Source organism: Ruegeria sp. HKCCA5839 (genome assembly GCF_013035585.1).
Classification (GTDB): Bacteria; Pseudomonadota; Alphaproteobacteria; order Rhodobacterales; family Rhodobacteraceae; genus Ruegeria.
Map to the genome: position 1 here is coordinate 137,138 of NZ_WQIE01000007.1, position 12,758 is coordinate 149,895.

10 protein-coding genes are annotated in these 12,758 nt (G+C 57.2%); 5 read left to right on the forward strand and 5 right to left on the reverse strand.

Features of this window, described 5'->3' with window-relative positions; translation table 11 throughout:
* Window positions 1–120: 120 nt before the first annotated feature.
* Window positions 121–1,029: an ornithine cyclodeaminase family protein gene (locus GOV38_RS17685; RefSeq protein WP_171208363.1), complete on the forward strand. Its 909-nt coding sequence runs from the start codon at window positions 121–123 to the stop codon at window positions 1,027–1,029.
* Here the strand turns inward: GOV38_RS17685 and GOV38_RS17690 are convergent, their stop codons facing one another.
* Window positions 1,030–2,271, reverse strand: coding sequence for an MFS transporter (locus GOV38_RS17690; protein WP_171208038.1), 1,242 nt, complete (start codon window positions 2,269–2,271; stop codon window positions 1,030–1,032). It lies immediately after the preceding gene.
* Window positions 2,272–2,419: 148 nt separating this feature from the next.
* Here GOV38_RS17690 and zapE point away from each other — a divergent pair, with 148 nt between their 5' ends.
* Window positions 2,420–3,478 (forward strand): cell division protein ZapE, encoded by a 1,059-nt coding sequence (gene zapE / locus GOV38_RS17695; protein WP_171208039.1) that lies wholly within the window; start codon window positions 2,420–2,422, stop codon window positions 3,476–3,478.
* Window positions 3,479–3,513: 35 nt separating this feature from the next.
* Here the strand turns inward: zapE and GOV38_RS17700 are convergent, their stop codons facing one another.
* Genes GOV38_RS17700 through GOV38_RS17715 form a run of 4 tightly spaced genes read right to left on the reverse strand, consistent with a single transcriptional unit; the run spans window position 3,514 to window position 9,748 of the window.
* Window positions 3,514–4,788: a folylpolyglutamate synthase/dihydrofolate synthase family protein gene (locus tag GOV38_RS17700; RefSeq protein WP_171208040.1), complete on the reverse strand. Its 1,275-nt coding sequence runs from the start codon at window positions 4,786–4,788 to the stop codon at window positions 3,514–3,516.
* Window positions 4,785–5,717, reverse strand: a complete 933-nt coding sequence (gene accD / locus GOV38_RS17705) for an acetyl-CoA carboxylase, carboxyltransferase subunit beta (protein WP_171213024.1) — start codon at window positions 5,715–5,717, stop codon at window positions 4,785–4,787. Before accD ends, GOV38_RS17700 begins: the two co-directional genes overlap by 4 nt.
* Before the next feature lie 58 nt (window positions 5,718–5,775).
* Window positions 5,776–6,672 (reverse strand): CPBP family intramembrane glutamic endopeptidase, encoded by an 897-nt coding sequence (locus GOV38_RS17710; RefSeq protein ID WP_171208041.1) that lies wholly within the window; start codon window positions 6,670–6,672, stop codon window positions 5,776–5,778.
* On the reverse strand, window positions 6,662–9,748 hold the full coding sequence (locus GOV38_RS17715; protein WP_171208042.1) for an ABC transporter transmembrane domain-containing protein: 3,087 nt from the start codon (window positions 9,746–9,748) through the stop codon (window positions 6,662–6,664). The genes GOV38_RS17710 and GOV38_RS17715 overlap by 11 nt, the downstream gene beginning before the upstream one ends.
* 222 nt (window positions 9,749–9,970) lie before the next feature.
* Here GOV38_RS17715 and GOV38_RS17720 point away from each other — a divergent pair, with 222 nt between their 5' ends.
* The 3 genes from GOV38_RS17720 (at window position 9,971) to GOV38_RS17730 (ending at window position 12,715) form a co-directional block, all read left to right on the forward strand.
* Window positions 9,971–10,732: a DUF6478 family protein gene (locus tag GOV38_RS17720; protein ID WP_171208043.1), complete on the forward strand. Its 762-nt coding sequence runs from the start codon at window positions 9,971–9,973 to the stop codon at window positions 10,730–10,732.
* Window positions 10,733–10,744: 12 nt separating this feature from the next.
* Window positions 10,745–11,104, forward strand: coding sequence for a hypothetical protein (locus GOV38_RS17725; protein ID WP_171208044.1), 360 nt, complete (start codon window positions 10,745–10,747; stop codon window positions 11,102–11,104).
* Between the two features lie 84 nt (window positions 11,105–11,188).
* Window positions 11,189–12,715, forward strand: coding sequence for an MFS transporter (locus tag GOV38_RS17730; RefSeq protein WP_171208045.1), 1,527 nt, complete (start codon window positions 11,189–11,191; stop codon window positions 12,713–12,715).
* Window positions 12,716–12,758: the final 43 nt, after the last annotated feature.

The window sequence follows — 12,758 nt, forward strand, 5'->3', positions numbered from 1 at the left end:
TTGGGCCCGGCAGCGCTGCGCGCTGCAGTCGGTGCTTGCATCCCAGGCTTAGGATTGGTTCAGTTCCGGGACCAATGGCATTCAGGCGCCAAGGCGCTGTCGGGCAGAAAGCGAGGCGAGATGAAGGTTCTGCAAATCCCGTTTGAAGAGGGACAAGCCAATCTGGATTGGCTGGAGCTGACACAGGCGTTGGCAGAGGGGCATACCCGCCCCAAGGCCGAGATTCAGGACAGCTTCCTCTATCGCGGCAAAGATACGCTGCTGTCTCGGGCGGCCTGGATCGATGGACTGGGGCTGGCCGTCAAATCCGCCACCGTGTTTCCAGGCAACGCCGAAAAGGGGCAGCCACCGATCAACGGGTCGGTCAGCCTGTTTGATGACAAGGACGGGCAATTCACGGCGCTTTTGGATTTCCACCTTGTGACCAAGTGGAAAACCGCCGGTGACAGCCTGTTGGGCGCGTTGCGGCTGGCCAACCCTGACAGCCAGTCGGTGCTGATTGTGGGGGCCGGGCCGGTTGCCACCTCGCTATGTGAGGCGTTCTCGGCAGGTTTTCCGAAGGCGCAATTGTCCGTTTGGAACCGGACAACCGCCAAAGCCGAAGCGCTGGCGCGCGAGATGGGGCGTGTCGACGTGGCCTATGATCTGGCAGAGGCGGTACACCAAGCCGATATCGTCCTGACGGCCACTATGAGCACCGAACCCCTGATCAAGGGCGAATGGCTGCGCCCGGGGCAGCATTTGAACCTGATCGGCGCCTATCGCCCGGATATGCGCGAGGTCGACGACGCGGTGCTGAGGCGCTCGGCGATCTATGTGGACAGCTTTGAGTCGACCGTGGAGCATATTGGCGAGATCAAGACCCCGATTGCCGAGGGGGTGATCTCGCGCAGTGACCTGATCGGCGATTTCTACGGGCTGGATCAGTTCCGCCCCGACCCTTCCACCGTGACGCTGTTCAAGAATGGCGGTGGGGCGCATCTGGACTTGATGACCAGCCACTATATCCAAAGCAAATTCGCCCCGTGATCACGCAGCGGCGGGGATCGACGGCCTGTTCTCGCGAATGGGAAGGTGGACAATGGCGCTGAACGCGCCGATGGCAACGCCGATCCACCAGACCAGAGAATAGTCGCCGAACTGATCATACATGCGCCCGCCCAGCCAGACGCCCAAGAAGCTGCCGATCTGGTGGCTGAGGAAGATGATGCCATAAAGCGTACCCATATAGCGCACACCGTATAGATGCGCCACAAGGCCCGAGGTCAGCGGCACCGTGGCCAGCCAGAGCGAGCCCATCACCAGCGAAAACACGATGACCGACATGGGCGTGATCGGGAACAGGATGAACAAGGCGGCGGCAACGGTGCGGCCCGTGTAGACAGCGGCCAGCAGGTATTTCTTGGGGAAGTGATTGCCCGCCCAACCGGCCAATAGGGTGCCACCGATGTTGGCCAAACCAATCAACGATATCGCCACAGCGCCCAGAGCAGAGGTCGAGGTAATTCCCATGGAGTGCAAAACGCCGCCGGGTTGAATCGGGCCGCACATTTCGGTCACGAAGGCGGGGAAATGGGCGGTGATAAACCCCAATTGATAGCCACAGCTGAAAAAGCCAATGAAAATCAATGAATATGAGGGATCGCGGAAGGCGCGGACAAGGATTTGCCCCATGCTTTCTTGCAGTTCGGCCTTGTTGGCGGGCTGCGGCGCGCGCATCAGCGGCAGGGTCAGAACCAGCGCCAGAATGGCAACGGCAAAGACAATGAACACCTGCTGCCAAGGCATGAAGGTCAGCAACCACTCTGCTGTCGGCGCCCCGATGACCTGACCAAAACTGCCTGCGGCCGTGACAATGGCGAGCGACATTGAACGGTTCTCATCCGTTGCCGCCCGCCCGACCACCGCCAGCACAACCCCGAACCCGGTGCCTGCGATTCCGAAACCGACAAGCCAGGCGTACATCTGATGTTCAAACGGGGTGACAGACCACGCGGTCAGCACCATGCCCGCCGCATAGGTCAATGCCCCCAGCACAATGGCACGGCGGTCTCCGACTTTTTCGGCGATCGCTCCGAAAATCGGCTGTCCGATGCCCCAGGCCAGGTTCTGGATCGCAATCGCCATAGAGAATTCCGAACGCATCCAGCCGAATTCTTCGGCGACCGGGATCTGAAACACGCCAAAAGAAGCCCGCACAGCAAAGCTGACGGTGATGATGATGCAGCCGACAATCAGGATCGGGTTCAGAAGACGCACGGTATGGGGCATGGTGTCCTGCGAATGAGTGGTTTGGTGAGCCTAATTGCTAGTTAGGCCGCGTCAAATCAGTATTTATGGGCGGTCAGATCAGAATTTCTGATGTCACGCGGAAAAGGCCGCTTTTCAAGGCTGGAACGGCGCGTTATGGCTCGGGTCCATGACCGATCTGATTTCGCTTTATGAAGCCCGTATCGCGGATGGCAGCCTGACGCGCGATGACGCACAAGAGGCGGTTCTTCCGCATTTCGAGCGGATCAGGGCCGAGCTTGCGACCCCAGTCAAACGCGGTTTCTTCCGTAAAGCTCCTCCGCCCCCAAAGGGCCTGTACCTGTGGGGCGGTGTCGGGCGTGGCAAATCCATGTTGATGGACATGTTTGTTGAAACTCTGGGGGATATTCCTGCCCGGCGCGTGCATTTTCATGCCTTCATGCAAGAAATCCATTCAGGCCTGCACAAAGCCCGCGAAGACGGCGTTGAAGATGCGCTAGCCCCGGTGGCCGAGGCGGTCGTGAAGTCGGTTCGCCTGTTGGCATTTGACGAAATGCAGATCACCGATATCACCGATGCGATGATCGTCGGGCGGCTGTTTGATCTGCTGCATGCGGGTGGGGTTGTGGTGGTCACCACATCGAACCGGCATCCTGATGATCTTTATAAGGATGGACTGAACCGTCAGCTGTTTTTGCCCTTTATCGCCCATATCAAAGAGCAATTGCAGGTCTGGGAGCTGGTCTCGCCCACCGACTATCGACAAAACCGTCTGGAAGGCTCTCCGGTGTATTTTTCACCCATTGGCCCGGAGGCGCGCGACAAGATCAGGGCCGTCTGGGCCGATCTGTCCGGTGGACCGGCTGAACCGTTGGCGTTGCAGGTCAAAGGCCGCGAGGTTGTTCTGCCTGCATTTCGAAACGGGGTTGCGCGGGCTTCATTCTATGATCTGTGCGGTCGGATGCTGGGTCCGGGGGACTATCTGGCAATTGCTGAGGCCGTGAAGGTGCTGGTTCTGGAGGATATCCCGCGGCTGTCGCGCAACAATTTCAACGAGGCCAAACGGTTCGTTACGTTGATTGACGCGCTCTACGAGGCTCGGGTGCGGTTGATCTGTTCTGCGGCAGCGGAGCCAGAGATGCTCTATGTCGAAGGCGAAGGGACGTTTGAATTTGAGCGCACGGCCTCGCGGCTGCGGGAAATGCAGGATCAGAACTGGGGAACTTAGGTGGTTCCAACCTTTCTCGCTGCGCGCGGATCCGTCTAGCCGTTTTCGCGCAGGATATTGCCCGCCAGATAGAGCGAGCCGCAGATCAGCACGCGGGCTTGCGGATCGTTTTGCGTGATTGAGGTCAATGCTTCTGACACGGTCCCCGCGGTGGTTGCAGGCAGCTTGACCCTGGTGGCGGCAGCGGCGGTTTCATCCGCGCTGAGCGTTGCGGCCTCGCCCGGAATCGAGACGGCGGTAAGGCTTTGGGCCTGAGTGGACAGCGGGCGCAGATAGCCGGTCACATCCTTGGTTTTCAGCATTCCGCAGATCAAATGGGTCGGTTTTTTTGGCAGTTTCGCCAACAGATCGGCCAATGCGCTGCCTGCGGCGGCGTTGTGGCCACCATCCAGCCACAGCTCAGCCTGTGGCGCCTGGTCGACCAGTGGACCGGTTTTCAGGCGCTGCATACGGGCAGGCCAATCGGCTTTGGTCACGGCGGCCTCATAGGCGTCATCGCCCATTTTCAGGTGGCGCAACACAGCCAAAGCAGCACCCGCGTTCTGAAACTGATGCGCACCCAGCAGGTTGGGCAAGGGAAGATCGCGCAGCCCGGTTTCATCCTGATAGATCAAACGTCCGTTTTCTTCGTGCACATGCCAGTGCTGGCCATGGACCAACAACGGCGCACCAAGGCGGGCGGCGGTGTATTCAATGACTTCAAGCGCTTCGTCTTTTTGCGGCCCCACGATACAGGGCACACCAGGCTTGATGATCCCGGCTTTTTCGGCAGCGATTTTGCCCAAAGTGTCACCAAGAAATTGCTCGTGATCAATCGAGACCGGAGTGATCACTGTCACCGCCGGCTGTTCGATCACATTGGTGGCGTCGAGACGCCCGCCCAGTCCGACCTCTAGCAAGGTGTAATCCGCCTGGGTGCGGGCAAAAGCCAGCAAGGCGGCGCAGGTTGTGATTTCGAAATAGGTGATGTCCTGACCGCCATTTGCGGCATAGCATTCGTCCAGAACAGCCGTTAGCGCAGGTTCCGAGATCAGCTCTCCGGCCAGACGAATACGTTCGTGGAAACGTGCCAGATGAGGCGAGGTATAGGCATGAGTGCTGCGCCCTGCCCCTTCCAGCCCCGCGCGGATCATCGCCTGTGTTGATCCTTTGCCATTGGTTCCGGCAATATGGATCACCGGCGGCAGGTCAAGCTGCGGGTTGCCAAGCGCGGACAGAAGACGCCAGACGCGATCCAAGGTCAGGTCGATGATCTTGGGGTGCAAGGCCATCATCCGTTCGAGGATGACGTCAGATGTCTGCTCGGTCATGTCTGATCGGGCTCTGCTGCCTGTGGCCCGGGGGTGGTGTCTTCGGGTTTTGGCGCTGGCAGATCGCCCTTGATCGCAGGAGGCTGGTTCATCAGCATCCGGGTGATGGTGATCAGCTCTTCGCGCATCTCGGTGCGTTTGGTCACCCGGTCCAACATCCCGTGATCCAGCAGGTATTCGGCGCGTTGGAAACCTTCCGGCAGCTTCTCGCGTATGGTTTGTTCGATCACGCGCGGGCCTGCGAAACAGATCAGCGCGTTGGGTTCGGAAATATGAACATCGCCCAGCATGGCGTAAGACGCGGTTACACCGCCTGTGGTCGGGTGGGTCAGGACAACAATATAAGGCAGGTTTGCCTCTTTCAGCATCTCAACCGCAACAGTCGTACGCGGCATCTGCATCAGGCTCAGGATCCCCTCCTGCATACGCGCGCCACCTGCGGCGGAAAACAGGATCAACGGGCGCTTTAGCCTAACTGCCTCTTGTGCTGCAGCAATAATGGCATTGCCGACATACATGCCCATCGAGCCACCCATGAACGAGAAATCCTGTGCGGCGGCCACAATCGGAGTGCGCCCGATCTCGCCAGTGGCGACCAGCATCGCTTCTTTCTCACCCGTCTTTTTCTGAGCAGCTTTCATACGGTCGGGGTATTTCTTTTGGTCCCGAAACTGCAGCGGATCGTCCTTGGGTGCGGGCACTTCGATTTCGGTGAAGATACCGCCATCGAACAGATGACCGAACCGGTCGCGTGGCGTGATAGCCATGTGGTGACCGCATTGGGTGCAGACATTCTGGTTCTCGGCCAATTCGCGATGGAACAACATCGTTCCGCATTCGCTGCACTTGTGCCAAAGGTTTTCGGGCACTTCGCGGCGCGAAAAGATCGAGTTGATCCGGGGGCGGACGTAGTTTGTGATCCAGTTCATGTCGGAACCTTGTTTTACGGTTTTGACGTCAAATAAGACTCTGGGGACAGAAATGCAATCAACGCCTGATGGCAAGCCGGACGGTTAGCCAACTAACAATCATGATCGCGAAATCGACGTAAAGCCAGGGCCTGAGGCTTGCTGTATCAGCAGAGTCGAACGGCCAGTGGTACAGCGCCAAGCCACTGAGCATATCTGGCATCGAGGTGCCCAGGATGACCCAACAGTTGTTGAAGAAATGCAAGGCTATCGCGGGCCCAAGTGTGCCGGCGCGTGCGGTTAGGTCCGCTGTGATCAGACCGAAGATCATGGCCCATACTGCGACGATCATCGCGTTTCCACCGGCCACAGACGGCGTGTAATGCCCAAACCCGAACAGGACCGAAGGCACCAGCATCCAGATCCAGGGCGATCGGAACCGCGCCGCAAGGCTTTGCTGAAGATAGCCTCGAAACAGGATTTCTTCGGCACTGGTCTGGATCAGGATCGCTACCAGCCCCAGAGGCAGCAACAACACCCACTGACCAAAGGCCAGATTGGGCACCAAAGGTGCACCGAACCCGTAAGGCGGCAGCAATAGCAGGATCACTTGCAGCGCCAGCAATGCCACAAGCACTTTTACGAATTGGCGCATTGCCCTTGAAGAAGGCCCGATGATCGACCGCAACGCTCGACGCTGCAACAGACGTGCGGCCAGAGCCACCCCCATGGTGACGAACACAAAGCTCGCCAAAATCACGAGCACAGCGACAGGGAAAAGCCCGTTCAGAAAACCGTCAACCCAAGTCGGAGGGCCCTGATTTGCGACAACCGAAAACAAGGCGAAATTCGCCAATATGGTAAAGGCACCCACCACCAACACGCCGACCACCAACCGCCATATTTGCGGATAGCGACGCGCATCGGCGACCAATTCTTCATGAGCGACATAGGACTGAGGCCCTTCAACTCGCATTGTGTTGCTCGACTGTGTCTGGGTGTGGATGCAACAGAGCATTCGAATCTCGCAGCCGTTCTGCAACAGATGTCAAATGGCCTGCGACCCGTTCCAGCAACTGTACGGCAACAGTTGCGTCGCTTTCGATCACCGCGCGCAATTCCTCGGCTCCGATCCGCAGGAATACACAGGGTTCGCTTGCGACAAGATCCAATTGTCGTGTATCGCCGGTTATGATTGCCAGATCTCCGATCAGCCGACCCGGTTCGATAACGGAAATCGCCTGCGGTGCACCGTCACGAGTGTCCATGTACAATGTCGCCTTGCCGGAAATACACAGATACGCGGCATCCGGCGACTCTCCTCGGGCGAAAATCGTTTGGCCAGCGCTGGCCTCATACCATTGCGCCGAAAAGGCCAACAGTCGTTGGTTGCGACCGTCGAGTCGTGAAAACAGCTCGGTGGTGGATATGATCTTTAGCTTGCGGCTCAGATCATCGGACGGTCTGTCGTCGGACTCGGCCGACGTGCGAGACACACCGTCGATTCGACCGTCTTTGATTTCGATAAACAGATCGTAAGCTTCGGGATGGGCAAAATGATCTTCCATAAAGATCATGATCGAATCCGGCAGCAATTCCCGCAGTTTCAAACGTGTCCGCAAACGGCTTTCGGAATCGTGACTGGCCAGCGCTTTGTCGAGGATCAAAATATCTGGGCGTTTGATACTGGCACGCGAAAAGGCCGCGCGTTCCTGGAATACGGTGGGCAGGTTGTTCCCACCAAGACCTGAGGGCAAATCAAAGATGATCGCTGCTGCCCGACGGCGCAATCCGGCTTCGTTCAATACCTCGGCCACGACGTCCTCGATTTCGTCCGCTCTGGCACCCGCGGTTAACGACACCCGCCCGTAAAGCGCGTTCTCCATCGCGGTCAGCCGCGGCAGATACACATCGGGAGAGACCGGAGTGAACATGTCCCCCAACGCTGCGCGCAGCTGTTCCGCCTGGCTTTGGCGGATCGCAAGGATCTTGTCCTTGTATTCATCCGGAAAACTTGGGCCAACCTGTTCAGCGGTCAGCATGAACGGAACCGCAAGCAAAAGCGCCCGGTCTCTTTCACTGATCGCATCGGCGCCTTTCGAGATGCGTTCTTCCTCGATATCCAGCAAACGATGGTACATATCCTTGGACAAGCCAAGACGCAGGAAGAGCGGGTGATCGGCACCATCACGTCCAAAGGTCTGGCGCAGCGTGTCAAGAACTGCTGTCGCGATCACCAAAGCATCATCGTCAAGGTCGTGATCCTTGAGCATCGACAGGAAACGGCCATCCTCAACAAGATTGTCAGCCGAAATTCGGCGCGACGGGGCCGAGAAGAGAAGGTTTCCGCCCAGGGGTACGGCCGGGTTGAAACGATCGGGATCAAACCGATAGACATATTCATCCAGGCCCTTTTCACGCAAACGATCTGCGACAACTTCCCTTAAATTGACGATTTCTTGGGCCAGAACCGGGTGCAGCTTGGGGTCGAACTGCGACCGCAAAGTGCGACGGAACATAAACTCGTCAATCCCCATCGCCTCGACCAGTTGGAACCACCAGTCACGAATACCGTCAGTGTCGTCCAACCCCGCCAGTCCGGGGTCAATCCAATCGGTATCGAGCAGATCGGAAGAATTCCCCGACCGCACCGCTTCGATCTGTCGCTGCGATGGAACTGACAGTTCCTTCGAAGGATGCGGGTGGGTTCTGAGCGGCATCATCAAGTTGTCGCCCAGCGTGCCGTCAAACAGATAAGGGCGGGAATAGGCATAGCCGATCCGCGCCGCGATGACTTTTTGGTGCATCTCGTTCAGATCATGGCCTGCCATGATCACCTCTCCCTGCGCGGGCAAAACCTCTCGGGTCAGCAATTGCGCCAGGGCCGAGCGTTCCGAGGCATGGGTCGATTGGATCGCAACCCGCGCGCCTTGGGGGATCGTAAGGTCGATATCTTCGAGAATGGTCTTCCCGTCGTCATCGCGCACGGTGACGTTCCGCAACTCGATATCGCCAGTCAGGCGTGGAATGGTTTCGGGCTCACCTTCAAAAAGCTCTTCGCGGATCATGTTCGAAGGGGCAAACCGCTCGGTCACCACCTCCCAGCGCAGCGACATGTCCTGCACCTGGTTGTAGTAGGTCAGAAGATCCTTCCAAGGGCCGCTCAGATCTTTGTAAGCCCCTAGCGCCGCGACCAAAGCCCCGACCGTTACCTCACCCTTGATCGCCAGATAACCACCGACTGAATAGAACAGAAACGGCGTCATCTGAGTGATCAGATTGTTGAGGAACTTCATGAAGAACTTCTTGTTGTAGATCTTGAAGCGGATCTCGAACAACGTGCCCAGCCTGTGGCTGAACTGCGCCAGACGGTAGCGCCACCCACCGTTGGTGCGCAGATCACTGATGCCCGCAGCGCTTTCGCCAATCTCGGAACTCAGATGGCGTACTTCCTGAATACGCTCTTTGTTCAACAAGTTGATCTGGCGTTGCAATTTGGGGATCAACCAGGCCTGAAGCGGGATCAGCGCGATACTGGCCAGACCAAACCAGACGCTTTGCATGAACAGGAACGTCACAATGGTCATCATCTGACCGAACTGGAACACCGGCTGCGCAATGGCATCGCCCATCAGGCCGCCCATCGGCTCGGCCTCTGACGTGATCATCGAGACCAGCTCACCCTGGCTGGTCGATGCAAAATAGGATTTCGGGAAGCGCATGGACCGGCTGATCAGCGTATAGCGCAACCGCCGCAGCATCCGCTCGGCCAAGACGCCCTTCATCGTGTTGATACGCATCTTCATCAGACCGCTGGCAATCACAGTGGCCAGGAAGGCAAAACACAGGATCAACAGGTACTGTACCTGCGAAACCGAATAGCCAAACAATGACACCTCGTTCGAGGGCGCGCCGATGGCGTCATTGATGATTTGCTTGGGCAGTTCCAGCGAAGCGTAGAGAAACGGGAACGACAATACTGTCAGGACCAGCAGCACCAGCTGCTGTTTCTTGGAATATTTCCAGATGAACGAGAATAGGGTGGGTTCCATGCCCTGCCTTCTTATTGGAAAACGCTTGTATAGGAAATGATACACGCCGGACAGCGGAACTTAGGGCGCACCCCGCGCCTTTACAAGAACTGGTACAGGCCCAGACCTCGATTTTCTCATGCCCCGAGAGAATTCAGGAAATTTTTACCACCTGACGCGCAGTCTCGGGCTACCCCTTTGCGTAAAAATAGCTAAACAGGGCTGAAAATCGGATCAGGCGCAATGGGAAAACTTCTGGATCGCTATCTTCACCGCAAAGCGCTGGCGCGCTGGACGCGTCTGGATCGCAATGCCGATCTGACACCCCTGCCCGACCTGCGGCGACAAAGGGACCAAGCGCGCCAGATCAAAACTGCTGTTGAACGGTTGATCCGGAACGCAGACGGGCGGTTGGTTCAGCCCGAGATCGGATCGACGCGATTTTCCAAACCCTTAGGGTCGGATTGGTCATGGAGACCGGATCTTTGGCGATTGCCGCTGAATTCCCAGGGTATTGCTTCGGCCCCGCGCCGCGCACCAATCGATGGTCAGTCCACCTTGTTCCATGACTGTGAGCTGCGTGAGATCGCGCTGCGACAGATCCGGAACCGAAGTGACAAAGACCTTGCCCCGTTCAGCCTTGCAATCGAAGTTTTTGCCTTTGAGGGGTCGTTTCTGTCCCTTGCCGTTGAGTTGCCAGCCGAGGCCGCGAACCAACTGACCCAACAGCATCTCATTCGATTGGACATGCTGACCGAAAGCGAACGGCCTTGCCGTATCTTTGCCAGGCTCAATGTGCAGCACGGTCCCAATACCGACCATGTTCTGCGGGAACTTGATCTGACCAAGACAGAAGCCTCAATCGACTTCGATCTGGCGCATCTGGATCTGAACGAACGGCGGATCGAAAAACTCTGGTTGGATATCATCCTGGAACACCCCGCCATGAATCGAGTGATCTTGCGCGATATGACCTTTTGCCGCCACCACAGAGCCGATTTGTAAGAGGGCCAAAGCATGACCCAACCCATTCTGACTCCAATCCGGCTGAATAACGGCGTTTGGGAAGGTCGTCTCACAAGCGACACTCCCCCAGAAGTCGAAATTCTGTATTGCGGCCAAACCCTGACCGATTTCGAACTTAAGCAAGACGGTACCGAGTGGGTTTTGCAACTAACCGTGCCGACTGAAACGTTATCGGACGGGGTTCACACGATCCTTATCCAAAACGCGGCAACACATGAAAAGCTAGGGGACATCACCATCATCGCTGGCCAGCCCGCCGACGACAGCCTGCTGGCAGAGCTGTCCCTGCTGCGAGCCGAGGTTGATTTGCTGAAACGAGTGGTCCGCCGCCTGCACGTGTCCGACAGCTGAGGTAACGGCAAATCCGGGTTTTATATGTCTTTTTGACACGTTTCCGTGCATCAATAGGACATCACGTTCAATCCGGGTGGACCTATGGAACGCAAAAGCATCGTAATGCTCATCGCCCTCATGGTGACGGGTTTTGGCATTGGCATCGACTTTACTGGCGCCTTGATGCTGGTTCCGGCGATTGAAAACAGTTTTGACTCGGACATCACGGGAACCCAGTGGGTTCTGAACATCTATGCCTTGTTCTTTGCCATGACGATGGTTGCCGGAGGACGGATGGGCGACATGTTCGGGCATCGGAAGATGATGATTATCGGACTGTCGATCTTTCTGTTCTCGTCGATCATGTGTTTTGTCGCGCCCGGTTTGGACTATCTGATCGTCGCGCGGGCCCTTCAGGGGATTGGTGCAGGCTGCGTTTGGCCTTGCACATTGGCGTTTGGGGCCACCAAAGTCTCGAAACCCGAACATCGGGCTCTGATCATGGGGATGATCCTGGCCGGGGTGACCACCGGGAACGTCTTTGGACCGATGATCAGCGGTGCGGCTGTCACCTTGGGCGAATGGCGGCTGTTCTTTCTGGCCAATGTTGTGTTTTCAGCGATCTCGATGGCCACCGCGATCTTTGTGATGGAGAAGGAAACCCAGCACAAACAGGGCGAACGGATCGATTTTGCAGGCATGGCAATCCTGTCCTTCGCTGTTCTTCTGTTGCTGTATGGATTGGACATCGGCGCAGATTGGGGGTGGACCTCGGTCCCATTGCTGCTGCTTTTCTTTGCCAGCGGCGTTCTCTTTTTCATGTTCCCAAGGATCGAAAAAAAGGTGCCCGAGCCTCTGCTTTTGCCGCAGCTGATGCAGAACCGGGAGTTTCTGATCACGCTGGGACTGAACATGTTCAACGTGTCCGCGGCCTTCGTCGGCTTGCTGTATTTCCCGCAATACATGCAAAAGGTGCTGGGCTGGTCGACCTTTGAATCCGCTCTGGGATTGGCCCCTTTGACCGTGTTGCTGGCGGTCGGATCTGTGGTTTCGGGGACATTATACAACGATTTCGGGCCCAAACGGCTGTTGTTCTGGGGATATCTCAGCGCCACTTTGGGCTCGGCGAGTATTGTGTTGATGCCTGACGGCCTGGGCTATTTCCAAATCTTGCCGGGCATGGCTTTGATCGGCCTTGGGGCAACTCTGACCGTGGGTCCGTCAGGCACAGCGGCAGTATGTGCCGTGAAACCGGAACGCGCAGGCCTGGTTGGCGGGCTGAGTTTCATGACCCATCTGGTCTATGGCGCCATTTCCGTCGCCTGCGCCACAGCGGTCATGTATGTCAGCAGCTTGAACAGTCTTGGCAAGCAGCTCAAGGCAGATGGTATTGATCTGTCTCTTGCAGATCAAAAGGCGATCAATGGGGGCACTTTGACCACCGATACGGCCAAGGCGATCATGCAAAAACTCAGTTCTACTGAGGCCGAAAAAGTTCAGACCGCGATCGCTAACGCCTTTGACAGCGGAATGAACATGGCCTTTGTCTTCGCCACAGTCTCGGTGTCTTTCGGGCTTGTTCTGGCGCTGTTGCTGGATGAGAAGAAACTGCACAAGGTCGAAGGCTGACCGGCAGGGAAAAAGGGCCGCATCTGCTGCGGCCCTGATCTGG

Excerpts from the sequence above, each read along its gene's own strand:
- GOV38_RS17685 (WP_171208363.1), top strand. The coding sequence starts at position 121 with ATGAAGGTTCTGCAAATCCCGTTTGAAGAGGGACAAGCCAATCTGGAT.
- GOV38_RS17690 (WP_171208038.1), bottom strand. The coding sequence starts at position 2,271 with ATGCCCCATACCGTGCGTCTTCTGAACCCGATCCTGATTGTCGGCTGC.
- zapE (WP_171208039.1), top strand. The coding sequence starts at position 2,420 with ATGACCGATCTGATTTCGCTTTATGAAGCCCGTATCGCGGATGGCAGC.
- GOV38_RS17700 (WP_171208040.1), bottom strand. The coding sequence starts at position 4,788 with ATGACCGAGCAGACATCTGACGTCATCCTCGAACGGATGATGGCCTTG.
- accD (WP_171213024.1), bottom strand. The coding sequence starts at position 5,717 with ATGAACTGGATCACAAACTACGTCCGCCCCCGGATCAACTCGATCTTT.
- GOV38_RS17710 (WP_171208041.1), bottom strand. The coding sequence starts at position 6,672 with ATGCGAGTTGAAGGGCCTCAGTCCTATGTCGCTCATGAAGAATTGGTC.
- GOV38_RS17715 (WP_171208042.1), bottom strand. The coding sequence starts at position 9,748 with ATGGAACCCACCCTATTCTCGTTCATCTGGAAATATTCCAAGAAACAG.
- GOV38_RS17720 (WP_171208043.1), top strand. The coding sequence starts at position 9,971 with ATGGGAAAACTTCTGGATCGCTATCTTCACCGCAAAGCGCTGGCGCGC.
- GOV38_RS17725 (WP_171208044.1), top strand. The coding sequence starts at position 10,745 with ATGACCCAACCCATTCTGACTCCAATCCGGCTGAATAACGGCGTTTGG.
- GOV38_RS17730 (WP_171208045.1), top strand. The coding sequence starts at position 11,189 with ATGGAACGCAAAAGCATCGTAATGCTCATCGCCCTCATGGTGACGGGT.